Consider the following 23,942-nt stretch of genomic DNA (forward strand, 5'->3'; position numbering starts at 1 on the left):
GCAGCCGATCCATCCGCGGGCGAGGTCATGATGTGGCCACCTAGGCTTGGAGGATGACTGTTCGTGTTCGCCCGGTCGTCGCCCGCGATGAGTCGCAGTGGTCCGTGCTCTCCGCCGGCTATCGCTCGTTTCGACCGAGGAGGTCCGTGTGAGCATCGCACTCAGCAGTACCATCCGCGACTACCTGGCCGCGGTCGGCGGCACCGTTACCAGCGCGGAGCAGAGCGTCACCATCGTTCTCGACGATGACACCTGGGTCATCGGTGCAGACAGCGACGGCGTGACGGCTGAGGGGACGAGCGAGCGTCGTACGTGGCTTCTGTCCTCACGGCACCTAGGGCCTGTCGAGAAGTACCTCGCACTGCACTACGGGGAACGAGTGCGTCAGGCCCGAGGAATGCCTGCCTCTCACTTCCTCAGCCACGCCAGCGTCCTGGCCCCTGGTTTCACGCTCGACGGAGACGACTACTTCGGTGGACAGCTCCTCTGGGTCGAGAACGGACTCCTACATCGTTTCAAGATCCCCATGACGCCCCGCTACGACCGCACTGCGGCCTACCTCAGCCAGGTGTTCCGGTTCGACCTGGAGGACATCACCGACACCTTCCTCCATGGGCCGCGCCTCACAGGTCCGAAGACCGGACCCTTCAGTCACCGTGTGCCCGGCTTCGAACGTCCCTTCCGGCTGCCGGCGGCCCTCGATACCTGGATGCGTCAGGGCAACGACGTCGTCGACCTCCACAGCGACTGGGTCGCCTACGGCCAGTACACCAGCGGGGGCAACCGCGTCGCCGTCGACGGCGACGTCTTCCTGGTGCACAAGCGCGAGGAGAAGAGCAACGACTGGAACAGTCTGCTGGTGGTCACGCCCGCCTTCGACGTCGTCGATGCGTACCTCACCACGGCGAACCACGTCGCCTGGCGCCCCGAGGGCGCGCAGCGTGGGCGGCCATGGCCGAGCGATCTCGCCCCTGGCTTCACGACCACGCCGCACCCCACCATGGAGCACTTCGTGGTCCTGCGCCACGCCGACCGCCTGCTGGGGACGGTGATCGTCGGCTTGGCCGTCGGGATCAGCCACATCCTGGCCATCGGTGGAGAAGAGGCCCGCCGCCGCGTCCGCGCGGGCATCCCCTTCGACGCTGGTCGCTAGCACGACCGCTCGGGTCGCGCGCTCGTCCTCCAGGGTGGGCCCAGAGCTGGCCATCTCGGACGCCCGCCCCGGGATGCCGTCAGGGTGTGGGGTCGAGGAGGCGCCCGGTCCAGTCGCGCAGGGCGGTGACGGCTCGGCGCGACAGGGTCGCGTCCGGCATCATGCTCGTCGACCCGTGGAACGCGCCCGGCCACACGTGCAGCTCCGCCTGCACGCCGGCCGCCCAGAGCGCGCCGGCGAAGGCGACGGTCTCGTCACGGAACACCTCGGCGCTACCGCAGTCGACGTACGCCGGCGGTAGGCCGGACAGGTCGGTCGCTCGGCCGGGAGCGGCGTAGATCGACACGTCGTCACCGCCGCGACGGTCGCCGAGGTAGGCGTCCCAGCCGAACCGGGTCATCTCCCGGTCGGCCACGCCGACGCTCTCGAACTGTCGGGCCGAGAGGGTCGCGTCCCGGTCGTCGAGCATGGGGCTGACGAGCACCTGCCCGATGACGGCCGGGCCGTGGCGGTCGCGCGAGAGGAGCGCGGTTCCGGCGGCGAGGCCGGCGCCGGCGCTCTGGCCGACGAGGACGATGCGGTCGGGGTCGATGCCGAGCTCGTCGGCGTGCGCGGCGGTCCAGACGAGGCCGGCGTAGCAGTCCTCGACCGGGTAGGGGTCGGGGTGCTCGGGTGCGAGGCGGTAGTCCGGGCTGACCAGGACGACGTCGTGCACGAGCAACCAATCGTCGTACGAATCGAGGTTGCCGAGGTGGTGGCCGAACACCATGCCGCCGCCGTGGATCGCGTAGGCGCACGCCGCTGTTCCCGTGCGGCCGATGCGCTGGATCACGGCGAGGGCGATCGGGTCGCCGCGGTGTCCGGGGACGGTGATGCTGCGCCTCTCGAGACCGCGGGCGCGCAGCCCGTCGTCGAGCCGCGCCTCCGTCATGTCCGGCTCGCGCATCCGCGGCAGCATCTCGGTCGTGAGGTGGAAGCGGCCGCGGGCGTCCATCGCCTCGAGGAAGGGCACGAACTCGGGGTCGAACGGGGGGCGGGGCAGGGTGGTGGTGTCAGGCACGAGAGGGCTCCTGGGTGGTGGGGGTGACGGTGGTCGAGGGGGCAGGTTCAGTGGTGCTGGGTACGGGGTCGGCGGCTCGTGCCCGGGCAATCCCGACCACGACGAATGCTGCGGCGACGAGGGCGAGGCCGAGTCCGGCGACGGTGAGGGCGTCCTCGAAGCCTGCGAGCCGCGGAGCCGTCCACGGGGTGGTCGTGATGCTGCCGGTGACGAACGCCGCGACGATCGTGCCCGCGACGGCGACCGCAGCGCCTCCGGCGAGCTCGCTGGACGTGTCGACGAGCGCCGCCCCGACCGAGGTGCGGTCGGCGGGCAGGCCCGTGAGCACGGAGGCGCCCGCGACGACGCCGACGACGCGCATGCCGGCGGCGACGAGCACGAGGGCGACGAGCACCCAGACGTACCCGTGGCGGCTCAGGGCGCCGAAGACCGCGAGGCCCGAAACGACCGCCGCCGCGCTGATCCAGGCAGCACGGCCCAAGCCGACCCGCTGCACGACGGGCCCCACGAGGCGGCCCCCGGCCAGCAGTACGACGACCTGGGGCAGCGTCCCGACGGCGGCCAGAGCCGGCGGCCACCCCCACGCGAACTGCAGCTGCAGCGTCACGAGGTACGACAGCCCGGCGACGGCGAGGCCCGACGCGGCCTTGAACGCCAGGCCGCTCGACACCAGGGGGCGGGCCAGCAGGTGCAGGTCGACCACCGGGTGCCGCGCCGTCCGCAGGCGCGCGACGAACCCGACGCCGCATGCGACGGTCAGCACGATGGCGGCCCACCCCCACGAGGAGGCGGTGGCCGGCCCGACGAGGACGGTCGGCGTCACGAGCAGTCCCGCCACGGTCGCGGTGCCCGACAGCGCCCCGATCACGTCGACGGGGACGCGCCGCAGGTCTCCCGCTTCGTCCCGAGCGACACCGCACCGGATGCCGACGAACGCCAGCACGGCGATCGGCACGTCGGCCAGCAGCAGCACCTGCCACGGAGCGACGGCGAGGACGAACCCGCCGACCGTCGGGCCGACGGCCAGGCCGACGAGCCCTGCGGTCGAGATGACGGTGAGAGCCCGGACGCGGAGGTCTTCGTCATCGAACAGCCGGAACGCCAGCGCCATCGACCCGGGTGTGGTCATCGCCGCGGCGACGCCCGTCAGCACGCGCACCGCGATGAGCTGCTCGGTGGTCGTGACCGCCATGGTGGCGAGGCTCGCCACGGCCAGGAGCACGAGGCCCGCGAGCATGACGCGGCGTCGCCCCACCCGGTCGGCGACGGCACCGAAGAGCAGCATGAGCCCGCCGAAGGCGACCGCGTAAGCGCCCGACACCCATTGGAGGCCCGTCGTCGACGACCCCAACTCGCGACCGATCGTCGGCAGGGCGACGTTGAGGACCGAGGTGTCGAGCATCTCGAACAGGAACACAGCGGACAGCCCGGCCAGGGCGATCCACGCGTCGGACAGCCGGGGTGGCGTGGCACCGACCGAGGCTCGACGACGGGAGAGAGAGGTACTGGGGGACACGGTGGCGCACTCCTTCGAGGAAGAAGTGGCGACTCGTTCGATGCCGCGTGCGGTTGCGTGCCAGGGGCGACGCGTTTTACCTCGGTGACGCACACCATACACGTGCTGCAGCCATGGAGAAAGCACACGACTCGTGCCGCTGGGGCGAAGTGTCGACAGGAGAGGGGGCACCGGTTCGCCGGGTCCTCGGGCCGTCGTCGCGGACGACGGAACTAGACGAGTCCGGACTCGTAGGCGGTTATCACGATCTGCACCCGGTCGCGCAGCGCGAGCTTGGCCAGCACCCGGCTCACGTGGGTCTTGACCGTCGACTCGCTGAGCAGGAACTGCTCAGCGATCTCGGGGTTCGTGAGCCCGCGCGCGACCGCGAGGAAGACCTCCCGCTCCCGTTCCGTCAGAGCCTCGAAGCGAGGAGGTGTGCCAGCCCCTCCGCGGGGGAGGCGGGGCCCGGCGACGTCGAGGACGGCGCGCGTGGCGCGGGGTGACACCACGGCGTCTCCAGCCGCGACGGCGCGGACGGCGGCCAGCAGCTCGACCCGGGGCGCCGTCTTGATCAGGAACCCGCTCGCCCCGGCACGCAGCCCTCCGAAGGCGTACTCGTCGAGGTCGAAGGTGGTGAGGATCAAGACGCGGCTCGCCGGCTGCCGTCGAACGATCCGCCGTGTCGCCTCGATGCCGTCCGTGCCGGGCATGCGAACGTCCATCACCACGACGTCCGGTGCCAGCTCGCCGGCGAGGTGGACGGCCTCGTCGCCTGAAGACGCTTCACCGGCGACGACGAGGTCGTCGGTCGAGTCGATCATCATCGCGAGCCCGCGGCGGACGAGCTCTTGGTCGTCCACGAGCAGCACCGAGATCGTGTTCATCGTTCCACCTCGGGCAACACGGCGGCGACCCGCCACCCGCCGCCGGATCGCGGCCCTGCCTCGACCGAACCGCCGTAGAGCCGTGCGCGTTCGCGCATGCCGACGAGTCCGCGGCCCGAGCCCAGCGGTGACCGCCCCTCGGTCGCCCCGCGACCGTCGTCGGTGACCACGACCGAGACCGGGGGCCCGTAGGTGATGGCGACACGCACCTCCTCGGGTCGGTCCGCGTAGCGAAGCGCGTTCGTGAGGGCCTCTTGCGCGATGCGGTAGACGACGGTCTGGACCGCCTCGGAGCGCGGCGGCGTACCGGACGCCTCGAGTGCGACCGGCAGACCGGCCGCCCGGAAGGACTCCACGAGGGTGGGGATGCCGGCGACCGCGGGCGCCGGGCCGAGGTCGACCGTCTCGTCGCCTCCCAGGGCCCCGAGCAGGCGCCGCATGTCGGTCAGGGAGCGACGGCCGACGTCGCCGATGTCGCCGAGGGCGGCACGGGACCGGGCCGGGTCTTTTTCCGCCAGGGCGTCCGCGCCGTCTGCCAGCGACACCATCACCGAGATGCCGTGGGCGACGATGTCGTGCATCTCGCGGGTGATGCGGGCCCGCTCGGCTGCGGTCGCGAGGCGCTCTCGCTGGTCCCGTTCGCGTTCCAGCCGCTCGGCCCTGTCGATCAGAGCGGCGACGTAGCGACGCCTGCCGCCGACCGCGACACCGATCAGCACGGCGACGAGGGTCACCAGGACGAAGAGGGGGCTCACGAGTCTCACGTCGCCGGTGTCGGAACGCAGGAGCGCGGCTGCCGGGACGGTGACGGCACCGACGATCACGGTGACGCCGAACCCCAGCCAGGCGCTGCGCGACGAGCGGTGCACGGCCAGGGCGTACAGGGCCAGCGAGACCCCGCCGGGGTCGAGACCGCCGTCGCTGAACGCCATGGCGACCGTCGTCGTCAGGAGCGCACCCCAGGTCGGCATCGGGTGCCGACGACGGAAGAACAGCGCCACGGTGGCCACCACCAGAGCGACCGTCACCGCGAGGTCGGCCGCGAGCGGGCGCCCGACCCCGGTCGCCAGATATTCGCTGGCCAGGCCGAAGCCGGTGACGACGAGGTACGTCACGGCCAGGGCGGCGTCCACGACGCCCGGGTGCCGGTTCATCGACGTGCGGACGCGCCCGGGAGGTCGGGGAGGTGCCAAGGGTCCCGACTCCGCGGACACGTCGGCGGGGTGTCGGTCGGGCATGGTCCGACCCTACGCAGACGCGTCGGTCGTCGTGCGCGGGCGGCCTGACGACACGCCAGGGCGGGTGGCCGGTCCGCTTCCTGACGTCGACGTCGCGCCGAAGACGACCAACCACGAGATCGCGGTCGAGGTCGCGACCAGCTCGAGCCAGCCGCCGATGTCGGTCGCCACCCCCGCGACGGACAAGAGGCCACCGGTCGCGGCGATGCCCGCGACCGCCAGACCGCAGACGACCGAAAGGATGCGCAACGGGCGCGTCCCGGATGCGGACGCTGCTTGCAGCATCGCGACACAGGCCGCACCGAACGCGACCACCGCCGCGGACGTGTGCACGGCGTCCTGCACGGTCGCCGCAGGTCCCACCGGCAGGGGGCACCCCGCCGTGCACGGTACTTGCGAGGCCACGAGGAAGAGCAGCGAGGCCGCCCCGATCGACCCGGACACCGTCCAGGCTCCGAGCACGGGCAGCGACGAGCGCAGCCCCCGCCCGGCCCACGCCACGCACGCGCCGGCGACCACGACGAGCAGCAGGGCCGCCTCGAAGAGCGCCGCCGTGGGTTCACCGTCGGCACCGAGCTCGCTGACGTACACAGGCCGGTCGACGCTGCTGCGTGCGAACCAGATCAGTGCGATTCCGAGCGTGGCAGCACAGCAGCCCACGAGGGCGAGAGCACGACCGACATGGTCGGTCCGAAGGCGGGGCTGGGTCATCCTCCGACGCTAGGAACGCACCTCGTCTCCCCGCGTCGGATCGTGGTACCGACGGCATGGCCGAGTGGTACCGCGGTACGACGGACGAGTGCCGCCAGGGCCATGACCGCCAACGGTCGTGCCGATGAACATTCGTTGACCGCGACCCGTTCCACTGGGATGCTTCTCGGAACCGACGGAGGTCGTCATGTTCGAAGAACGAGGGTGGTTCGCCGAGGCCGACGCGAGAGCGCTCAGGCCCACCGACTCGGTGAACGGTGTGGATCATCGTGGCGATGCTCCCCAGTCCGATCGCCGGCCTGAACCGGTTCGCCTCCGTCCGCTCGAGCGCCTCCTGCGCGGCTTCCCGTGGCATGACCGGAGTCAGCGCCCGCGCCGGTAGCGAGCGACCCGCGTCCGCCCGCCGCCGATCGTCTTCCGTCCGCCTCCCGCCGCTCGAGACCGCCTGCGACCGCGAGTCCTCACCGGCTCGCGGCGCGTGATCGCTACCCCAGCCACCCCGTCGAGGTGTGGAGGAGGCAGGGGGTGCCGGGGGTCATGACTCTCTCGGCGGGGTGTCGGTGCCGTTCAGGCGGGCGAGCTGGTCGTTGTACGCGCGGAGGGTCGCGTCGTCGTCGCGGTCGGCCTTGCGGTCGTAGCGTTTCGCGGCGCGCTCCTCGGACCTCGACCACTGGCGGACGACCATCAGCGCGACGAGGACGACGGGGAGCTCGCCGGTGCCCCAGGCGATGCCGCCGCCGGTGACCTGGTCGGCGAGGAGCGCGGTGTCGTCGGTGGCGTCGAGGGCGTGCCACCAGTCGAGGGCGAGGACTTCGGTGCCGGACATGATCGCCAGTCCGAAGAAGGCATGGAACGCCATCGTGGCCAGCAGGATGATCAGCCGCATCGGGTACGGGGGTCGTTTCGGACCGGGGTCGATGCCGATGAGGACGAAGAAGAACAGGTATCCGCTGATCAGGAAGTGCACCGTCATCAGCAGGTGCCCCTGGTGGGTCTCGAGCGACCACCGGAACCAGCCGGTGTAGTAGAACGCGATCAGGCTCCCCGCGAACACCACCGCGGCGACGATCGGGTGGGTCACGAGCCGGGCGTAGCGGGAGTGGGTCAGCAGCAGCACCCACTCGCGGACGCCGCGGCTCTGGTCCCGCCGGGCCGGCACGAGGCGCAGCAGCAGGGTGACGGGGGCTCCGAGAACGAGCAGCGGCGGCACGTACATCATCAGCAGCATGTGCTGGATCATGTGGGTGCTGAAGTGCACCGCACCGTAGACGCCCGGGCCACCGCTGGTGGCGTAGGCGAGCATCACGCAGCCGGCCACCCAGGGGACGGTGCGCGCCGCTGACCAGCGGTCACCGCGCCTCCTGAGCCTGACGACCCCGGCGAGGTACAGGCCGGCGAACACCGCGGCGATCGCGAGCCACGCCCAGTCGGGGTGGAACGCGGTCAGCATGCGCGACACCGACACCGGTTCGGGGAAGGTGAACCCGATGAGCGACGACCGCGGGTCGACGTTCGCGATCGAGGTCTGAGGCACAGGAGGCGCGCTCCGGGACAGCGCGACCGACATTCCCATGGCCACCGCCATCAGGACGACTTCGGCCAGGGCCAGCCGCACGAACCCCCGGCGCCGGGCGGGCTCCCGGACCAGGCCCGGGATCACGTGGCGTCGGTGGAGGGCGCCGGCGACACTGAGGGCGACGAGGATGAGGATCTTCGCCGACACGAGCAGCCCGTACTCGGTCGTGACGAGGTCGCCGATCCCGGTGAAGCGGAGCGAGACGTTCACGACGCCCGAGAGCGCGACGGCGACGAACGACCATCCGGCCAGGGCCGAGTACCGGGCGGCGACGACGGGCAGGCCGCCGCGGACCTTCGTCCGCAGGAGGACCAGCGCCGCCAGCCCGCCGACCCAGACGGTGACGCCGAGGAGGTGGATGGCGAGGCTGTTCACCGCGTTGGCGTGCTCGTCGCTGCCGGCCGCGTGCCCGGACAGCGACAGCGGCAGCAGGGCGAGCAGGGCGAGGGCTGCGGCGGCTCCGGTCCACGAGACGCTGCGGGTCAGGTAGGTGATGACGAACACGACCAGCACGCACACGGTCGACACGAGCAGCGACTGACCCAGCTCGAGGCCGGTGGCGAAGAACAGCAGTTGGCGGCGGAAGATGGGGTCCGTGAGGGGCACGCCGATGACGCTCGCCGCGGTGAGGACGATCACGACGCTCCCTGCGAGGAGCCACACGGCGGCAGCCCACGACGCCCACCGGACGGCGGTGAACTGGGTGGAGCCGAGCACGCCCGGGGCCCGGTTCTGCCCGGGGAGGGCGAACGCGGCGAGCACCAGCAGCCCGATCGTCAGGGCAGCGGCGAGGTCGTGGACGATCCGGGCGACCGGGAGGCCGTAGGTGACGAGGTCTCCGGGGTCGACGATGAGGGTCTGTGTCGTGGCACCGGTGAACAGCAGGCCCACCAGGGTCACGACGACGGCGAGGGGCACGCACGCGATGAGCAGCGAGCCGACGGGGCGCAGCGGCGGCAGTGGGGTGACACCGGTGTCGAGGTCGACGTCGTCGAGCTCGGGCGGGTGGGTGCTCACGAGAGTGCACCGCCCTGGGTGAGCGGGCACGGCGAAAGAAGGGAGGGGAACACGGGGCACGTCCTGACGGGCGCCGACCTGCGGCACCGAACGGACCACCCACCACGGCCGCACGAGCCGGGGCAGGGGTCGAGATCACGGTCACACCCGGCGTCCGTCGACCCCGCGCCGTGGTCGGGCAGGGCTGGTCAGGGGCGGGTGTGCGACATGCTCGCGCCCCTCACCTGGAGGCGTCGAGCATCACGAGGCGGCACCTGGTGGTGCCGTCGCGGAGAGACGGGTCAGGTGACGGCCGGCGGGCCGCGGTCGGGTTGGGTCGACCAGGCGAGGCCCGAGTCGTGGGGGACGAGACGGGCCGCCCGTGCCACGACGGTGCGGAGCTGCACGGGTTCGGCGACGAGCACGAGAGCGAACCGCAGGGCGCAGACGACTGCCGAGATGCCTTCGCGGGCGAGGTCGGTCAGAGCCCGAACGGTCCGAGCCCCGAACCAGATGCCGACCACCGTCGCGGCGGCGGCGACGCCATGGGCGAGCCACATCGACGGGCCGGCATGCGGTCCGGACATCCCCGCCATTCCGGCAGCGTCACCACCGCTCAGGACCAGGGCGTCGTGACCGTGGTGCCCGCCACCGGTCGCCGTCACGGCGGTGGTGCTCGCACCGAGGGAGAAGAGGACGTGGAACGCGAGTTGAGCGAACACGACCGCGACCGACAGACGGGCGGCCGAGAGCTTCTCGCCCGTCACCGCGACAGCCAGGGGGAGGGCGAAGGCCAGGGCGAGCACGATGCCGAGAACACCCGGTGCGGAGCCCCCGCCGGCGACGTGTGAGAACGCGGCGACGGTGAGCGCGAGAACGGTCGTCAGCGAACCACGGAGAAGACGTGACCACCTCGACCCCACGACGTCCTCCTCACCTGCTGCCGAACGCACCCAGCTTACGGGGGAGCCTCCGGCGCGGAGCTCGCCGTCGAGAAGAGCGGGCATCCGGCGGTTCAGGTGCCGGATGCCCGCTCAGGTCTGCTCGACCACCAGGCGATGCGACGGTGGCCGCGACCACGAGGAAAGGCGGAACCGGCCCCGGGGAGCGCACCACAGTGCGACGTGCCATCAGCGGGGTCTCGGCCGACGTCCCGATCGTAGCGGGAACGGACCCCCTCGTCGAGGGTGCGTTCGGAGGGCTCGGAGGGCTCGGAGGGATCGCGCGACAGGGGACGGCGGGGTTCCCACCCGTGGTGTCGACGTGCCATGCTCAGGGCCCGTCGGCTTTCGCCAAGACCTCGCGACCCCGCCATCGACAGCGCGAGAGAGGGCCCGCATGCACACCTCCAACGCATTCCCGTCGGACCATGGTTGATCTGTCCCGCACCGATGCCGGCCTGATCGCGCTCTCCCGGGCGGCCGGCGACGAGCCCACCGACAGGACCTCCGACCTGACCTCGCCCTTCGTCGCCGCCTTCGGGGTGAGCGGTGCCGCGGTGTCCTCCCTCGGCGACCCCCTGGGCGTCGAGACCCTGTCCGCCTCCGACGCTCGCTCCGCCCGGTGGGAGGAGATCCAACTCGACCTCGGTGAAGGACCCGCGTGGCAGGCCGCGGCCTCCCACCGCGCGGTCATGGAGCCCGATCTGCGCTCGGCCACCGGTGAGGCCTGGCCGTTCGCGCTGTCCGCGCTCATCGCCGAGGGGCTCGCCGCGGTGTACTCGTTCCCGCTCTCGGTCGGCACCATCCCCATCGGCGTGCTCGATCTCTACGACGACACGACCCACTCCTTCGACCTCACCCGGACGCTCGACGTCCAGCGGATGGCCGCGATGGTGGGCAGGACGCTGCTCGTCCGGGGGATCGAGCAGGCCGCCGCCCAGGGCGACGACGCCGCGGCTCCCGCGACGTTCAGCCGTCGCGAGATCCACCAGGCCACCGGCATGGTGATCGCCCAGGCGTCGGTCTCGGCGGCGGACGCCCTCCTGCTGCTGCGCAGTCACGCCTACAGCACCGGCACGACGGTCGACGAAGCCGCCCAGCGGGTCCTCGACCGCACCCTGACCTTCACCCAGCCCACGACACCCTGAGGGGGCCCCGTCCCATGAGCGCTGCACGACAGATCCACCGAGAACAGCAACTCGTCGACGCGTTCGTCGCGGTCGCCGGCAGTCTCGTCCGCGACTACGACCTCATCGGCTTGCTGCAGTCGCTCGTCGACCGGTCCATCGGGCTGTTCGACGCCTCGGCCGCGGGCATCGTCCTCGGCAGCGCCTCCGACGGTTACGACGTCGTCGCGTCCACGAGCGAGCGCAGTCAGTTCGTCGGACTGATGCAGCTCCGCGCCGACGAGGGCCCCTGCGTCGAGGCCATCACCACCGGTCGAGTCGTGTCGGTCGAGTCGCCGGACGAGATCCGGTCGAGGTGGCCGCTGTTCGCCTCGGCGTCCGAGGGGCTCGGCTTCGTCGCCGTCCACGCGATCCCCCTCCGGCTGCGGGACGAGACGATCGGTTCGTTGAACCTCTTCCGAGACCAGGAGGGTGAGATGAACGCCGCCGACGCCGTCGCCGCGCAGGCGCTGGCGGACGTGGCGACCATCAGCATCCTCCAGGAACGGGTTGTCTCCGACCTGTCGGTGACCAAGCAGCAGCTGCAGAAGGCCCTCGACAGTCGCGTCCTCATCGAACAGGCGAAGGGCGTCGTCGCCCACACGCACGACCTCGACATGGAGGCTGCGTACCGGCTCATCAGGCACCAGGCCCGCACGACCCAGACCAAGATCGCCGAGCTGGCCCGGGCCATCGTCGAGGACGGTGTCATCGTCGAGTTCACCGAACCGCCGGAAGCTGGCAATGCACCCGCCCGGGTGAACACGGAGGGCCCCGGGGCCTAGCCTCGGAAGTCAGCGCCCCGAGACCCAGGCCGCGACCTGACGGCCCGTTCCGCACCCGCGGACGCCGTCGCAGCCCACGTCCGAGCGAGCGCTCCCTCCGCCCTCCCTCGATCGACGTCGGTTGCCCACGCGAGCCGAAGGCGGGCACCATGACGAGCACCACGAGTACCACGATCCTCTCGACGACCGGACCGGACGCGGCGGACGGCCACGCGCCTCCCGGGTTTCGCCCCACCGTCGCCGGCTCGCCGTCGACACCGACGAGCACGTATTCGACCCTCTTGACCCAGGTGCGCGACGCCGGCCTGATGCGTCGACGGACGGGCTTCTACGTGACCGCGTTCGTGCTCGTCACCGCCTGCCTGGCAGGTGTCGTGACCGGGTCGGCCCTGCTCGGTGACAGCTGGTTCCAGCTGCTGATCGCCGCAGCTCTCGGCGTCGTCTTCACCCAGTACGCGTTCCTCGCCCACGAGACGGCGCACAAGCAGGTGTTCGAGTCCGGCCGCGCCAGCGAGCGGGTCGGTCGCGTGCTCGCGGCGGGCGTCGTCGGCATGTCGTACGCCTGGTGGATGAGCAAGCACACGCGCCATCACGGCAACCCGAACACGGTGGGCAAGGACCCTGACATCGCCCCGGACGTGATCGTCTTCCGCGAGGAGGACGCCGTCGGCAAGACCGGCGTCGCCCGCTGGTTCGCGCACCGCCAGGGGTACGCGTTCTTCCCGATCCTCCTGCTGGAAGGCATCAACCTGCACGTCACGTCGTACAAGACCCTCGTCGGTCGGGGACGCGTCGACAAACGGTGGCACGAGATCGGCCTGATCACCGCACGCTTCGGCGTCTACCTCGGGCTGCTGTTCTGGCTGCTCGACCCCGGCATGGCCTTCGCGTTCGTCGGTGTGCAGCTCGGCGTGTTCGGCCTGTACATGGGCGCGTCGTTCGCCCCGAACCACAAGGGCATGGCCATGATCCCCGAGGGCACGCGGGTGGACTTCCTCTCGAAGCAGGTCCTCACCTCGCGGAACGTCGGGGGCAGCGCCCTGATGAACGTCGCCCTGGGCGGGCTGAACTTCCAGGTCGAGCACCATCTCTTCCCGAGCATGGCGAGGCCGCACCTGCGTCAGGCCAGCGTGCTCGTCAAGCGGCACTGCGCAGAGCACGGCATCCCGTACACCGAGACGACGCTCTGGCAGTCCTACGGCATCGTCATCCGGTATCTCAACCGCGTGGGACTCGCCGCAGGGGGCGACGTGTTCGACTGCCCGGCGGCCACGCAGCTACGACCTCGATGAGCCCTTCCTCGGCGCGTCCGAGTGGCATCTCGCGGTCGTGTCGAGCGTCGTGACGGTCGCGGGACGGTTGACGGTGTCGCCGTTCCAGGAGAGATCCGAGTCCTCGTCGACCGGGTACGCCTCGAAGCGGCCGTCGGTGAGGATCGAGTCGACGAGCGCTCGGGAGCCGGCCACGATCGTCGAGTCCCAGTCGATCTCGCTGGCGAGCACCCAGGCGTGGTCCTCGGGCCAGAGCACCTGCGGAGGCTCGTCCGTCCGGAAGCCGATGCTCGGACCCCAGCCGGGCTCCGCGAGCTCCGCCGTGTCGGTCTGGACGAGGACGTAGTCGTACCGATCGATGGTCACCGATCGGCCGACGAGGCCCTGGCCGGTGCCGCCGACCCAGTAGGCCGCCAGGGCGTCGCCGGGTGTCGTGGTCCCGGCCCCCAGCAGTGGTGCGAGAGCGGCGAGGACCTGCGGATCGAGCGACCCGACGTCGCTGGTCCCGCCGCGTGGCTCGTCGAGGTCGAGCAGCCGCTCCCACTGGACGAGGGGATGCATCACCTTGCCGGCCGAGGCGGCGACGTCGGCCCACCGGCGGTGTTGCCAGGCGCCGTCGCCCGTGGGCCGGGGATGGAGGATGCGCGCGTAGGCCTCGAAACCGTAGCCCGCGACGGAGCCGACCCTCGCCCAGCCTCCGAGCCGGTACATCCGGGGCCCGAGCCAGGCGGCCCGCCCGACGTCGTCGATGATCTGCATGGTCGTGACCCTGCCATGCCGGCGGGACCCTGCCAAGGGAGGGGACGGGACGGACGTGCGTCGAGCGGACCTCATGGCGCTGCGGCAGGAGCACATCGATCGCCTGCGGCACGACCCGGCCCGGCGGACCGCCTTGACCTCGGCCGTCGGGCGAGAGAGTGTGGAGCCATGGACACCGACGACGGCCGTAGCGTCAACCGATCCGTCTCGATCTTCCTGCTGGTCGCCGCGTCACTGGTGGCCGTCGCCGCCGTGGTCCTGCTCGTGCTCGACAGCTCCCGGACGGCCATGTACTTCACGCTCGCCGGCGCACTCGTCACGATCCATCTCAACGTGAAGAACATCAGGCGCGGCCGCGCCGCCCGGTAGACGATCGATCATCGGGTCACGTCGTCGAAGGCTGTCGACCCGTCTCGGCGCCGCGGTCGAGACCGCCCGGCGTCATGCGGCGGGCTGACACCGGGGGCACCACCAGGCCCGACGCGTGCGGCCGTCCGGCGTGGGCGGGTCGTCGCGCGCCTCGATGCGGGTGCCGCAGCGCAGGCACGGCCGACCGGCCCGCCCGACCACCCAGTGCGTCTCGCCCCGTCGGGTCCGGCCCGTCGTGACCTGGTACGCGCCCGGCGTCGTGGCCGAGAAGCGCAGGGCGCGCGCCGCGACGTCGACGAGCTTCACCAGGTCGACCCGGCCGACCGGCGTGGCCGGGTGAACCCCGCGAAGGTAGCCCACCTCGTTGGCCCAGAGGTTGCCGAGGCCGGCCATCGGACGTTGGTCGAGCAGGGCGGCGCGGACCGTGACGTCCGGCCGTGCGGCCAGGCGACGTCGCGCCTCCTCGGGGTCCCAGTCGGGGCGCAGCGGGTCGGGGCCCAGGTGGCCGATCAGGACGTGCTCGTCCCGGGTCGGCACCAGGTCGACGACAGGCAGGTCGACGCCCCACAGGGTATGGCCGTCGTCGAGCCGGGCCCGCACGCGGACCTGCCGCTGCAGCCGTGACGGCAGGACACGGCCGGGTCGGGTGAGGGTCCACGACCCCTGCATGCGCAGGTGCGTGTGCAGGGTGGTGGCGTCGTCGAAGCGGGTCAGCAGGTGCTTGCCGTGGGTGTCGACCTCGACGATGCGCCGACCGGCCAGCGACTCGCCCGCCCGGCCGCCCGACCGCAGCTCGCCGTCGACGACGACGCGGTCGACGAGCGAGGGACGGAGGCGCGCCGCCAGCAGGTGGACGCTGTCACCCTCGGGCATGCCGCGATGCTACGCGGCGTGCCCCGGGGCGACCGCCGCGACGAACTCGATCTCGACCCGGGCGCCCTTGGGCAGGGCGGCCACCTGGTACGCGGCGCGGGCCGGCAGCACCCCGCCCCGGAACACCTCGGCGTAGGCCTCGTTGACCACGGCGAAGTCGGCGATGTCCGCCAGCAGCACCGTCGTCTTGACGACCAGGTCGATGCCCGAACCCGCGGCCTCGAGCACGGCGGCACCGTTGCGCAGCGACTGGACCGCCTCGTCGCGGACGTCCGGCCCGGCGAACTCGCCCGTGGCCGGATCGATCGGCAGCTGGCCCGACACGAAGACGAGATCGCCGACGCGGACGGCCTGCGAGTACGGACCGATCGCGGCGGGTGCCGCATCGGTGCGCACGGCGTGGATGGGGTTCGTGTCGGGGGTCATCGTCGTCCTCCCAGGACGGTCAGGGCCGCGTCGATCGCGGCCGGTGTGGTCGTGGCGTGCACGCTGAGGCGCACGCGGTCGTCGCCGTGGACGGTCGCCGTGACGCCGGCGGCCTCGAGTCGGGCGCCGACGGTCGCGGCCTCGCCCGTGGGCACGCCCGCCACGACGAGGCCCGCCCGTCGAGTCCGTTCGACGGGCGAGAGCACGGGCACCCCGGCGGTGTCGAGCCTGCCGATCAGGTCGCCTGCCGTGTCGGCCACGCGGGACGCGACGACGTCGACGCCGACCGACTCGAGCTGCTCGAGCGCCGTGCCCAGGGCCCCCGACGCGAACGGCGACCCGTTGGTCACCGACAGGCGCTGCGCCCCGGGCAGCGGGGTGTGGGGCACGCCGTCGTAGCGTGAGGCGCCCTCGACGCCCGTCCAGCCCCCGAGGACCGGACGGAGGCGCGCGAGGGCCCGCGAGGACAGCGCCACGAACCCCGTTCCCCACCCCGCCCGCAGCCACTTCTGACCGCCGACGACGAGGGCGTCGGCCAGCGTCCAGTCGGCGTCGAGGACGCCGAAGCCCTGGATGCCGTCGACGACGAGCAGACGGTCGCCCACGGCCTCCCTCAGCCCGGCGAGGTCGGCGACGGCCCCGGTGCGGAAGTCGACCGCGCTCACGGCGACCGCCACGGTGTCGGGCCCGACCGCCTCGGCCACGCGCTCAGGCGTGACAGGAGCGAGCGGCTGCCCCGGGACGGCGGGCAGCGGACGCACGGTCGTGAGGCCGGCCTCTTCGGACCGCCACCACGCGTAGAGGTTCGACGGGAACTCGGCGCCGCTGACGACGACCTCGCCCCGAGGCAGGCCGAAGGCGATCTGCATCAACCCGAGTGACGTGCTGCCGGTGAGGGCCACACCGTCACGGTCGAACCCGGTGAGGCGCGACACGGCGGCGAGGGCACGTTCGTCCTCGGCGTGCAGGCCGGACGAGGGGACGCCGGCGCTCGCCGCGGCGGCGAGGCGGCCGATCGTCTCGACGACGTCCCGTGACGGCGGCCCGTAACTGCCGAAGTTGAGGTAGCCGACCGGTTCGGCGAACGACGCGAGGTAGACGTCGAGCGCCGAGCCGGCAGCCGTGCCGGCACCCGAGCCCGACGTCGGACCCGACGTCACGCCAGCACCCGCTGCAAGAACTGCTTCGTGCGTGCCTCGCGTGGGGCGCCGAGCACCTGCTCGACCGGCCCCTGCTCGACGATGCCACCGTCGGCCATGAAGACGACCCGGTCCGCGACCTCGCGGGCGAACTGGATCTCGTGCGTCACGACGAGCATGGTCATGCCGTCGCGGGCCAGGTCGCCCATCACCTTGAGCACCTCGCCCACGAGCTCGGGGTCGAGGGCCGAGGTCGGCTCGTCGAAGAGCAGGAAGAGCGGCTTCATCGCGACGGCGCGCGCGATCGCCACGCGCTGCCGCTGCCCGCCCGAGAGCTGGCCGGGGTAGGCGTCGACCTTGTCGCCGAGGCCCACCCGCTCGAGGATCTCGACGGCCTCGCGCCGCGCCTCCTTCGCCGATCGGCGCTGGACGCGGACGGGGCCCTCGAGCACGTTGCCCAGCACGGTCAGGTGCGGGAACAGGTTGAAGTGCTGGAACACCATGGCCGTGCGCGCCCGCTGCGCCGAGAGCCGGCGCTCGCTCAGCTCGTGCAGCACGCCGTCACGGAGCTCGAAGCCCATGGGCTGGCCGCCGACCCAGACCTCGCCGGCGTCGGGCTCCTCGAGCCGGTTCAGGGTGCGGAGGAACGTCGACTTGCCGGCTCCGGACGGGCCGATGATGCAGACCACCTCGCCGCTGCGCACGGTCATCGAGACGTCGCGCAGCACCTCGTGGCTGCCGTACGACTTGCCGATGCCGGTGGCCTCGAGGACGGGAGTGGCCTCGGCGGCGGGCACCGCGCCTCCTGCGGTCGTCGTGTTCGTCGTGGTCACGGGGTGCTCCTCACGAGGGGTGCGCGGCCGAGGTCGGCGGCGACTTTGCGGCGGAGGGCGCGAGCGTTCGGCGGGCCGCCGGGGCGGCGGTCCTGCCGGTCGAAGCTGCGCTCGAGGTAGAACTGGCCGACGCTCGCGACGCTGACGATGACCATGTACCAGACGGCCGCGGCGATCAGGGTCTCCATCACCTGCAGGTTGAACGACGCGATGTTGTTCGCCGCCTTGATCAGCTCGAGGTAGCCGATGACGGACGCCATCGCCGTGCCCTTGAGCATGTTGATGAAGTCGTTGCCGGTCGGGGGGATGATGATGCGCATCGCCTGCGGCAGCACGATGCGGGCCATGCGCTGCATCGGGGTCTGGCCGATCGACTGCGCGGCCTCGATCTGGCCGCGGTCGACGCTCTTGAGCCCGGCCCGCACGATCTCGGCCATGTAGGCGCTCTCGTTGAGCGCCAGACCGAGGAACGCCGCGACGAACGTCGTCATCACGGCGTTCGTGCTGACGTCGACGAACACCACGTCGGTGAACGGCACCCCGACCTGCAGCCGCGGGAAGATCAGCGCCAGGTTGTACCAGAGCAGGATCTGCAGCAGCACGGGCAGGCCACGGAACAGCCAGGTGTAGCCGGCCGCGAACGCCTGCGCCACGGGGTTCTTCGAGATGCGCATCAGGGCGATGGCCACGCCGATGATCACCGCGCTCACCTGCGCGACCACGGCGAGCACGATCGTGCCGACGAGGCCCTGCAGGATGATCGGCGACACCAGGTAGTAGGGGATGTCACGGTACGAGATGTCGCCCTGCGACGCCCCGTAGACGAGGGCGACGAGCAGCACCACGATGACGACGGCGCTGACCCAGCGGCCCCAGTGCTTCAGGCGGACCTGGGGCAGCAGCTCGCGGCCGCCGGCGGGCCCGCCGTCGCGTCCGCCCGAGGAGGCGCGGGTCGTGTCGCCCGGGTCGGTGCCCGTCGGTCGTGCGGTCGCCACCTACTTGCCGCCGTTGACGGTGGCCTCGGTGACGCTGCCCGAGGTGATGCCCCAGGCGTCGAGCACCTCGCCGTAGGTGCCGTCGTCGATCAGCGAGTCGAGCGCGGCGGCGATGGCGTCGCGCAGCGCTGCGTCGTCCTTGTTGACGCCGATGCCGTAGGGGGCGCCGTCGATGACGTCGCCGGGGACGACCTCGAAGGCCTGGCCGTCCTGGGCGGTCTTCGAGATGTAGACCGCGCTGGGCAGGTCGTTCACGATGGCGTCGATGCGGCCGGTGCGCAGCTGCGTCTGGTTCTGGCTGTCGCTGTCGGTGACCGTGATGTCGAGGGCTTCCTCGCCGTCGGACTCGCACTGCGTGCTGGTGGCCTCGGCGAACTCCTGCTGGCTGGTGCCGGTCACCACGGCGATCGACTTGCCGCAGAGCGTGTCGGGGCCGGTGATGTCGTCGGGGTTGCCCTTCTGCACCATCAGGGTGATGCCCGAGGTCAGGTAGTCGACGAAGTCGATCGCCTGCTGGCGCTCGGCCGTGTCGTTCATCGCGGCGATCGTGACGTCGACGCGGCCGGACTGCAGGCTGGTGATGAGCGAGCCGAAGTCCTGGTTCTGGTACTCGACGTCGAGGCCGAGCTTCTTGCCGACCGCGGTGATGAGGTCGTGGTCCGAGCCGATGACGGTCGAGCCGTCGGCCGCGTAGAAGTTGTTGGGCGCCGACTGCACGTTCGAGCCGACGACGAGCGTGCCCTTGTCCTTGATGTCGGCGGGCACCTGGGCGGCGAGGGCGTCGTCGACCTGGACGGCGTCGAGCAGCGCGCTCGTGTCGGGGATCGTCGAGGACGACGACGAGGCGTCGCCGGACGCGTCACCGGGCTGCGGGGCGCTCGGGCCACCGCACGCGGTCAGGCCCAGGGCCAGGACGGCGCCCGTGGCGACGGTGCCCCAGAGGGCGGAGCGGGAGCGGGTTCGGGTCATGGTCGAGCCTTTCGTGAGCGTCGTCGGTCATCGCAAGCTAGCCGAATGATCGGCAGGGTGAGAAGAAATTATCACAGTGCGACGATTTCGTTACACGCCGGTAACCTGGGGCCATGACGAGAGCCAGCAGCGCCACCGTGGTCGACGCCGGTCGCGTCCTGCGCGCCGAGTTCGAGCCGTACCTGCCGCTGATGGACTTCTTCGCCGAGCTGCTCGGCCCGCGGACCGAGGTCGTGCTGCACGACACGAGCGACCTGAGCCGGTCGATCGTGGCCCTGACGAACGGGCACGTGAGCGGCCGCAGCGTCGGCGGGCCCGCGACCGACCTCGTGCTGAAGGTGTTGCAGAACCACGAGCACGACGATCGCGACTACCTGGCGAACTACCTGGCCGAGTCGCGCACGGGCGGCACGTTCCGCTCGTCGACCTTCTTCATCCGCGACGCCGGCGGCGACGTCGTGGGCATGCTCTGCCTCAACATCGACGACGAGCCGTTGGCCCGGGCCCGCGACCTGCTCGCGGCCATCACGGCGACGACCGGGCTGGTCAAGGGGGCGACGCCGGGCCCCGAGGCGGCGTCGGGCTCTGCGTCGGCGTCGTCGGCGTCGTCGGGGCCGGTCGCCGAGCGACTGAGCATGCACGTCGACGAACTCGCCCTCGACGGCGTCGCCCGCATCGTCGCGGCCCAGGGCGTCGAGCCGCACCGCATGACACCCGACGAGAAGGTCGCCGCCGTGCGCGAGATCGAACGGGCCGGCGTGTTCCTGCTCAAAGGCGCGGTGGCCCAGGTGGCCGAGGCGCTGCACGTGTCCGAGCCGACCGTGTACCGGTACGTGCGACAGGTGCGGCAGGGCGGCTGACGGGCGCTGCGCCGCCCTCGGCGCCGGTCACGCGGGACTCGCACCACCGACCGGACATCGCACCGCCGAAACGGGCGGTGCGATGCTCGGTTCACGGTGCGACACGGGCGAGGATCGCGCCGTGGGCTCTCGGCCCGGACGGCGGTCCGGTCCGCGTGTGGGTCTCGAGCACGACGAACCCGGAGGCGCGCAGCTCGTCCGCGAGGAGGTCGGGCGCCCAGCGCCATGCCCTCGTGACCGCGTGGTCGAACGCTTCGACGGTCGACCCGGTGAAGAACCCGACGAGCAAGCCGCCGCCCGGCCGGAGGACCCGCGCGAACTCGTCCAGGGGGCGACGGACGGTGCTCGGATCGTGGTGGATCAGTGAGTACCAGGCCAGGACGGCGGCGAACTCGTCGTCCTCGTAGGGCAGGGCGTCGACGTCGCCCAGGTCGAACGGCACGTCCGGGTGGATGCGGCGGGCGTGCTCGACGAATCCCGAGACCTGGTCGATGCCGGCCGCCTCGACGCCCCGGGCGACGAGGTGCCCAGCCCAGTGGCCCGGCCCGCAGCCGGCGTCGAGCACGGGGCCGCCGGTCGATTCCGCCCACGACGTGACCAGGTGCTCGTCGGCCGGGTGCACCGACGACATCGAGCCGAGGTGCCGGACGTACTCGTCGGCCCGTTCGGCGTAGCTCGCCGCGACGTCCGATCCCATGCCCCGCAGCCTAGGAGTCGCACCACCATTGCGTCGTCGAACCACCGGGTGCGATGGTTCGACGACACGACGGTGGTGCGACCTCGACCTCGACCTCGACCTCGAGGAGGCCCGGCGCGGGTCAGGACGCGGATTCGCGGGCGGCGGCGTCGAGCGCCGCGGCGATGCTGTCGAGCTGGGGGAGGGCCTCGGCGATGGTCTCGTCCGTCCCCGTGGTCGAGAGGACGTACTGGTACGCCTCGCGCAGCGTGGTCGTGGTGCCCTCGCCTCGGGCGGTCAGGTGCAGGAACAGGCTGCGGCGGTCGCCCGGGTGCCGGCTCCGCGTGACGTGCCCCGACTTCTCGAGCCGGTCGACCACGGCCGTCGTCGCCCCCGTGCTGAGCAGCAGCTCTTGCGCGAGTGTGCCCGGGGTGAGTCCCGGGGCGTCGGCGACGGTGAGCAGGGCGGCCAACTCGGTGTGGCCCATGCCGATGACCTTGGCGGCGTGCAGCCGATAGCGGCGGTGCGCCTCGTCCAGGGTCTGCAGGGTCGCGGCGAGACGCCGGACGGACTCCGGGTGGTTCTCCGGAGTTGCGGGAAGGTCGGGGCTCACGATTGCAGGGTACCGAGCATCGTCCCCGGTGTCGGCGAGACAGCGCAGAACGGATGACCCAGTTCGGGGTGCGGCCACCCGCTCAGGCGACCTGGTGCACCACGTAGCTCGCGACGAAACCGAGCACCGTCACCAGTCCCGTCAGCGTCTGAGTCTTGCGGAACGCCTCGGGGATCATCGTGTCGCAGATCATCGCGAGGATCGCCCCCGCGGCGAAGGCCATGACGAACGACTGCCCGGCCTCGGGCACCCCGCCCAGCAGGGCGTACCCGCCGAGGGCGGACAGGGCGCACACCACGGCGATGCCCGACCAGAGGCCGAAGACGTACCGAGCGGACCGGCCCGACGACTTGAGGTCGGCCGTGCTCGACATGCCCTCGGGGAAGTTCGAGATCACCACGGCGACCAGCACGGCGATGCTGAGGGATCCGCCGCCCGTGAGGCTGACGCCCTGCACAGCGGTCTCGGGGACACCGTCGAGCAGGGCGCCGAGAGCGATGCCCAGGCCGGTGCCCGAGCCGGCCGACCCGCGACGGTGGGGCTTGCGCCGGAACCCCCCGTGCTCGAGCAGCTGGTCCAGGACGACGTACACGATCGCGCCGGCCAGGAAGCCGCCGAGGGTCGGCACGAGACCACCGCTGCTCGTGGCCTCGTCGACGAGGTCGAACGACAGCGCCGAGATCAGGACGCCGGCGCCGAACGCCATGACGAGGGCGACGGCCTCGCGGGGCACCCTGACGAACCACGACACCGCCGCCCCGACGACGAGGGAGAGGCCCGAGAGCAGACCGGCGAGCGCGGCGAGGAGGAGCGGTGACGGCACGTGGACAGGTCTAGTCCCTCCCCGCGCAGGAGGCGCGGTGCCGGCGCCGAGGACCGGCACCGCGCCTCCTGCGGTCGCCGCGTCGACGCTCGCCTGGTCGATGACGTCGAGCTGCACGGCGTGGGTGCCCAGGGCCCGGACGACGGGAGGACCGTCGGTACCACCCTCGGGCGACCCGGTCGGGGGAGGACGGACGCATGAGCGAGTTCGCGGACGTGTCGCGGTCGTGGTGGGGTCAGCCCTCGCGGTCGGCGTCGCGGGCCGTGCGCGCTCGGGCCTTGATCGCGGTGATGACCTCGGTCTTGGCGTCGGCGTAGTCGTTCATGTCGTCCCAGTCGCGGCCGAGCAGCTCGCGCTTGACGCTCGCGTAGAGCTCGCGATCGGCGGGGTCGGCGCGCAGGTGGTCGCGCAGCAGCAGGTACTCGTCGACGGCGTCGGCGCCCTGCTCGTAGACGTGCACGTGGACGCTGCGCTCGGGCGTCCGTACGAGTCGGTGCCCGGGTTCGCGCACCCGCAGCTCGTAGCCCGTGGCGAGCAGCGGGTCGAGGTAGTCCTCTTCGGCGGTGACGTCGGGCACCGCGACCACGATGTCGACGATCGGCTTCGCCGCCAGGCCGGGCACCGACGTCGAGCCGATGTGCTCGACGTCGACCGCGATGCCCGAGGGCGCGAGGGCCTCGACGATGCGGCGGCGGTGCTCGGCGAACTCCGTCGGCCAGCGCTCGTCGTAGTCGTGCAGGGTGACCCGGACCGCCTCGGCACCGCCGACGATCTCGGTGGTCGTGACGTCGGGTCGGCGGGGCGTTCGGTCGGCGGACATCAGGAGATCCTGCCAGACGTCGTCACCCCGTCGCGTCCGTGGCCGGGTGCCGGCCTCGCGACGGCGACAGCGGGTGCCGCTCACCTAGGGTCGAGATGCACGACCCCGACGAGAGGACGACGATGGAGTTCCGTTTCGACGCCGACCTCTGGCGGTGGGAGAGCCGGCGCGCCTTCTACACGTTCGTCAGCCTGCCGCCCGACGTCGAGGACCACATGCTGGCGATGGCCGGCGACCTGCTGCGCGGCTGGGGTTCGGTCCGGGTGGAGGCGCGGGTCGGGTCGTCGATCTTCGCCACGTCGGTCTTCCCCCTCGGTGAGGACGCCGCCTATGCGCTGCCCGTCAAGCGGGCCGTGCGCGACGCCGAGGGCGTCGGGGTCGGCGACACGGTCGGCGTGACGCTGCGCCTCCTCGACTTCTGAGCCGCCTCGGGGTCGGGCGTCCGCGTCGGAGTCGGCCCGCGCCTCCTGCGGGGTCTCGGCCTGCGGCCCTTGACGGCGCACCCGGG

At 71.9% G+C, this 23,942-nt stretch carries 26 protein-coding genes; 8 read left to right on the top strand and 18 right to left on the bottom strand.

Going from position 1 to position 23,942, the window contains the following annotated elements:
- The first annotated feature begins 148 nt into the window (after positions 1 to 148).
- The gene (locus EDF50_RS04845) at positions 149 to 1,153 is read left to right on the top strand and encodes a hypothetical protein (RefSeq protein WP_123518481.1); all 1,005 of its coding nucleotides are present in this window, start codon (positions 149 to 151) and stop codon (positions 1,151 to 1,153) included.
- A gap of 79 nt (positions 1,154 to 1,232) precedes the next feature.
- On the opposite strand, the gene EDF50_RS04850 is transcribed toward EDF50_RS04845, so the two are convergent.
- The 5 genes from EDF50_RS04850 to EDF50_RS04870 form a co-directional block, all read right to left on the bottom strand.
- Positions 1,233 to 2,213 (bottom strand): alpha/beta hydrolase, encoded by a 981-nt coding sequence (locus EDF50_RS04850; protein WP_123518482.1) that lies wholly within the window; start codon positions 2,211 to 2,213, stop codon positions 1,233 to 1,235.
- A complete protein-coding gene (locus EDF50_RS04855; protein ID WP_370453967.1) occupies positions 2,206 to 3,729 on the bottom strand; it encodes an MFS transporter in 1,524 nt (507 codons plus the stop codon). The genes EDF50_RS04850 and EDF50_RS04855 overlap by 8 nt, the downstream gene beginning before the upstream one ends.
- Positions 3,730 to 3,941: 212 nt before the next feature.
- Positions 3,942 to 4,595, bottom strand: a complete 654-nt coding sequence (locus tag EDF50_RS04860) for a response regulator transcription factor (protein WP_123518483.1) — start codon at positions 4,593 to 4,595, stop codon at positions 3,942 to 3,944.
- Entirely contained in the window at positions 4,592 to 5,833 is a 1,242-nt protein-coding gene (locus EDF50_RS04865; protein WP_123518484.1) for a sensor histidine kinase, read from the bottom strand. The genes EDF50_RS04860 and EDF50_RS04865 overlap by 4 nt, the downstream gene beginning before the upstream one ends.
- A 9-nt stretch (positions 5,834 to 5,842) precedes the next feature.
- Complete coding sequence (locus EDF50_RS04870) at positions 5,843 to 6,544, bottom strand: DUF998 domain-containing protein (RefSeq protein ID WP_123518485.1); 702 nt, start codon at positions 6,542 to 6,544, stop codon at positions 5,843 to 5,845.
- A 275-nt stretch (positions 6,545 to 6,819) separates the two neighbouring features.
- Between EDF50_RS04870 and EDF50_RS16565 the strand changes: the two genes are divergently transcribed.
- Positions 6,820 to 7,026 (top strand): hypothetical protein, encoded by a 207-nt coding sequence (locus EDF50_RS16565; protein WP_158612631.1) that lies wholly within the window; start codon positions 6,820 to 6,822, stop codon positions 7,024 to 7,026.
- A gap of 53 nt (positions 7,027 to 7,079) precedes the next feature.
- Here EDF50_RS16565 and EDF50_RS04880 read toward each other — a convergent pair whose 3' ends face one another.
- The gene (locus EDF50_RS04880) at positions 7,080 to 9,137 is read right to left on the bottom strand and encodes a cytochrome c oxidase assembly protein (RefSeq protein WP_233570349.1); all 2,058 of its coding nucleotides are present in this window, start codon (positions 9,135 to 9,137) and stop codon (positions 7,080 to 7,082) included.
- Between the two features lie 281 nt (positions 9,138 to 9,418).
- Entirely contained in the window at positions 9,419 to 10,123 is a 705-nt protein-coding gene (locus tag EDF50_RS04885; protein ID WP_148076758.1) for a hypothetical protein, read from the bottom strand.
- A 362-nt stretch (positions 10,124 to 10,485) separates the two neighbouring features.
- Here EDF50_RS04885 and EDF50_RS04890 point away from each other — a divergent pair, with 362 nt between their 5' ends.
- The 3 genes from EDF50_RS04890 to EDF50_RS04900 all read left to right on the top strand — a co-directional run bounded on the left by EDF50_RS04890 (position 10,486) and on the right by EDF50_RS04900 (position 13,300).
- Entirely contained in the window at positions 10,486 to 11,205 is a 720-nt protein-coding gene (locus EDF50_RS04890) for a GAF and ANTAR domain-containing protein (protein ID WP_123518488.1), read from the top strand.
- Between the two features lie 14 nt (positions 11,206 to 11,219).
- Complete coding sequence (locus EDF50_RS04895) at positions 11,220 to 12,008, top strand: GAF and ANTAR domain-containing protein (protein WP_123518489.1); 789 nt, start codon at positions 11,220 to 11,222, stop codon at positions 12,006 to 12,008.
- A 149-nt stretch (positions 12,009 to 12,157) separates the two neighbouring features.
- Positions 12,158 to 13,300: an acyl-CoA desaturase gene (locus EDF50_RS04900; protein WP_123518490.1), complete on the top strand. Its 1,143-nt coding sequence runs from the start codon at positions 12,158 to 12,160 to the stop codon at positions 13,298 to 13,300.
- Here EDF50_RS04900 and EDF50_RS04905 read toward each other — a convergent pair.
- Entirely contained in the window at positions 13,286 to 14,038 is a 753-nt protein-coding gene (locus EDF50_RS04905) for a hypothetical protein (RefSeq protein ID WP_123518491.1), read from the bottom strand. The genes EDF50_RS04900 and EDF50_RS04905 overlap by 15 nt on opposite strands.
- Positions 14,039 to 14,206: 168 nt before the next feature.
- On the opposite strand from EDF50_RS04905, the gene EDF50_RS04910 reads away from it, so the two are divergent.
- Complete coding sequence (locus tag EDF50_RS04910; RefSeq protein WP_123518492.1) at positions 14,207 to 14,407, top strand: hypothetical protein; 201 nt, start codon at positions 14,207 to 14,209, stop codon at positions 14,405 to 14,407.
- Positions 14,408 to 14,479: 72 nt separating this feature from the next.
- Here the strand turns inward: EDF50_RS04910 and EDF50_RS04915 are convergent, their stop codons facing one another.
- Genes EDF50_RS04915 through EDF50_RS04940 form a run of 6 tightly spaced genes read right to left on the bottom strand, consistent with a single transcriptional unit; the run spans position 14,480 to position 19,642 of the window.
- Positions 14,480 to 15,280 carry an Fpg/Nei family DNA glycosylase gene (locus EDF50_RS04915; protein ID WP_123518493.1) on the bottom strand — a complete coding sequence of 267 codons (801 nt, stop codon included), beginning with the start codon at positions 15,278 to 15,280 and terminating at the stop codon, positions 14,480 to 14,482.
- A 9-nt stretch (positions 15,281 to 15,289) separates the two neighbouring features.
- On the bottom strand, positions 15,290 to 15,706 hold the full coding sequence (locus EDF50_RS04920) for a Rid family detoxifying hydrolase (protein WP_123518494.1): 417 nt from the start codon (positions 15,704 to 15,706) through the stop codon (positions 15,290 to 15,292).
- Positions 15,703 to 16,866, bottom strand: a complete 1,164-nt coding sequence (locus EDF50_RS04925) for an aminotransferase class V-fold PLP-dependent enzyme (RefSeq protein ID WP_123518495.1) — start codon at positions 16,864 to 16,866, stop codon at positions 15,703 to 15,705. Before EDF50_RS04925 ends, EDF50_RS04920 begins: the two co-directional genes overlap by 4 nt.
- The gene (locus EDF50_RS04930; protein ID WP_304999892.1) at positions 16,863 to 17,678 is read right to left on the bottom strand and encodes an amino acid ABC transporter ATP-binding protein; all 816 of its coding nucleotides are present in this window, start codon (positions 17,676 to 17,678) and stop codon (positions 16,863 to 16,865) included. The genes EDF50_RS04925 and EDF50_RS04930 overlap by 4 nt, the downstream gene beginning before the upstream one ends.
- Entirely contained in the window at positions 17,675 to 18,673 is a 999-nt protein-coding gene (locus tag EDF50_RS04935; RefSeq protein ID WP_123518496.1) for an amino acid ABC transporter permease, read from the bottom strand. The genes EDF50_RS04930 and EDF50_RS04935 overlap by 4 nt, the downstream gene beginning before the upstream one ends.
- A complete protein-coding gene (locus EDF50_RS04940) occupies positions 18,674 to 19,642 on the bottom strand; it encodes an ABC transporter substrate-binding protein (RefSeq protein WP_123518497.1) in 969 nt (322 codons plus the stop codon).
- A 113-nt stretch (positions 19,643 to 19,755) separates the two neighbouring features.
- On the opposite strand from EDF50_RS04940, the gene EDF50_RS04945 reads away from it, so the two are divergent.
- Positions 19,756 to 20,502 carry a transcriptional regulator gene (locus EDF50_RS04945; protein WP_123518498.1) on the top strand — a complete coding sequence of 249 codons (747 nt, stop codon included), beginning with the start codon at positions 19,756 to 19,758 and terminating at the stop codon, positions 20,500 to 20,502.
- A 91-nt stretch (positions 20,503 to 20,593) separates the two neighbouring features.
- Here EDF50_RS04945 and EDF50_RS04950 read toward each other — a convergent pair whose 3' ends face one another.
- From EDF50_RS04950 to EDF50_RS04965, 4 genes are all read right to left on the bottom strand, one after another.
- Positions 20,594 to 21,199, bottom strand: a complete 606-nt coding sequence (locus EDF50_RS04950; RefSeq protein ID WP_123518499.1) for a class I SAM-dependent methyltransferase — start codon at positions 21,197 to 21,199, stop codon at positions 20,594 to 20,596.
- A 121-nt stretch (positions 21,200 to 21,320) separates the two neighbouring features.
- Positions 21,321 to 21,791: a MarR family winged helix-turn-helix transcriptional regulator gene (locus tag EDF50_RS04955; protein ID WP_199738635.1), complete on the bottom strand. Its 471-nt coding sequence runs from the start codon at positions 21,789 to 21,791 to the stop codon at positions 21,321 to 21,323.
- An 82-nt stretch (positions 21,792 to 21,873) separates the two neighbouring features.
- On the bottom strand, positions 21,874 to 22,614 hold the full coding sequence (locus EDF50_RS04960) for a ZIP family metal transporter (protein WP_123518943.1): 741 nt from the start codon (positions 22,612 to 22,614) through the stop codon (positions 21,874 to 21,876).
- Between the two features lie 235 nt (positions 22,615 to 22,849).
- Positions 22,850 to 23,434: a GrpB family protein gene (locus EDF50_RS04965; RefSeq protein ID WP_123518944.1), complete on the bottom strand. Its 585-nt coding sequence runs from the start codon at positions 23,432 to 23,434 to the stop codon at positions 22,850 to 22,852.
- 95 nt (positions 23,435 to 23,529) lie between these two features.
- Here EDF50_RS04965 and EDF50_RS04970 point away from each other — a divergent pair, with 95 nt between their 5' ends.
- Positions 23,530 to 23,856: a DUF1905 domain-containing protein gene (locus tag EDF50_RS04970; protein WP_233570351.1), complete on the top strand. Its 327-nt coding sequence runs from the start codon at positions 23,530 to 23,532 to the stop codon at positions 23,854 to 23,856.
- The last annotated feature ends 86 nt before the right edge of the window (positions 23,857 to 23,942 follow it).

Origin of the sequence: Frigoribacterium sp. PhB24 (assembly GCF_003755185.1) — a bacterium.
Taxonomy (GTDB): Bacteria; Actinomycetota; Actinomycetes; order Actinomycetales; family Microbacteriaceae; genus Frigoribacterium.

What these genes read in the sequence shown, in the direction of transcription:
- EDF50_RS04860 (WP_123518483.1), bottom strand. Translation starts at nt 4,595, where the DNA reads ATGAACACGATCTCGGTGCTGCTCGTGGACGACCAAGAGCTCGTCCGC.
- EDF50_RS04915 (WP_123518493.1), bottom strand. Translation starts at nt 15,280, where the DNA reads ATGCCCGAGGGTGACAGCGTCCACCTGCTGGCGGCGCGCCTCCGTCCC.
- EDF50_RS16565 (WP_158612631.1), top strand. Translation starts at nt 6,820, where the DNA reads ATGCTCCCCAGTCCGATCGCCGGCCTGAACCGGTTCGCCTCCGTCCGC.
- EDF50_RS04945 (WP_123518498.1), top strand. Translation starts at nt 19,756, where the DNA reads ATGACGAGAGCCAGCAGCGCCACCGTGGTCGACGCCGGTCGCGTCCTG.
- EDF50_RS04870 (WP_123518485.1), bottom strand. Translation starts at nt 6,544, where the DNA reads ATGACCCAGCCCCGCCTTCGGACCGACCATGTCGGTCGTGCTCTCGCC.
- EDF50_RS04865 (WP_123518484.1), bottom strand. Translation starts at nt 5,833, where the DNA reads ATGCCCGACCGACACCCCGCCGACGTGTCCGCGGAGTCGGGACCCTTG.
- EDF50_RS04890 (WP_123518488.1), top strand. Translation starts at nt 10,486, where the DNA reads ATGGTTGATCTGTCCCGCACCGATGCCGGCCTGATCGCGCTCTCCCGG.
- EDF50_RS04885 (WP_148076758.1), bottom strand. Translation starts at nt 10,123, where the DNA reads ATGCCCGCTCTTCTCGACGGCGAGCTCCGCGCCGGAGGCTCCCCCGTA.
- EDF50_RS04920 (WP_123518494.1), bottom strand. Translation starts at nt 15,706, where the DNA reads ATGACCCCCGACACGAACCCCATCCACGCCGTGCGCACCGATGCGGCA.
- EDF50_RS04965 (WP_123518944.1), bottom strand. Translation starts at nt 23,434, where the DNA reads ATGTCCGCCGACCGAACGCCCCGCCGACCCGACGTCACGACCACCGAG.
- EDF50_RS04895 (WP_123518489.1), top strand. Translation starts at nt 11,220, where the DNA reads ATGAGCGCTGCACGACAGATCCACCGAGAACAGCAACTCGTCGACGCG.
- EDF50_RS04900 (WP_123518490.1), top strand. Translation starts at nt 12,158, where the DNA reads ATGACGAGCACCACGAGTACCACGATCCTCTCGACGACCGGACCGGAC.
- EDF50_RS04970 (WP_233570351.1), top strand. Translation starts at nt 23,530, where the DNA reads ATGCACGACCCCGACGAGAGGACGACGATGGAGTTCCGTTTCGACGCC.
- EDF50_RS04940 (WP_123518497.1), bottom strand. Translation starts at nt 19,642, where the DNA reads ATGACCCGAACCCGCTCCCGCTCCGCCCTCTGGGGCACCGTCGCCACG.
- EDF50_RS04910 (WP_123518492.1), top strand. Translation starts at nt 14,207, where the DNA reads ATGGACACCGACGACGGCCGTAGCGTCAACCGATCCGTCTCGATCTTC.
- EDF50_RS04905 (WP_123518491.1), bottom strand. Translation starts at nt 14,038, where the DNA reads ATGCAGATCATCGACGACGTCGGGCGGGCCGCCTGGCTCGGGCCCCGG.
- EDF50_RS04950 (WP_123518499.1), bottom strand. Translation starts at nt 21,199, where the DNA reads ATGGGATCGGACGTCGCGGCGAGCTACGCCGAACGGGCCGACGAGTAC.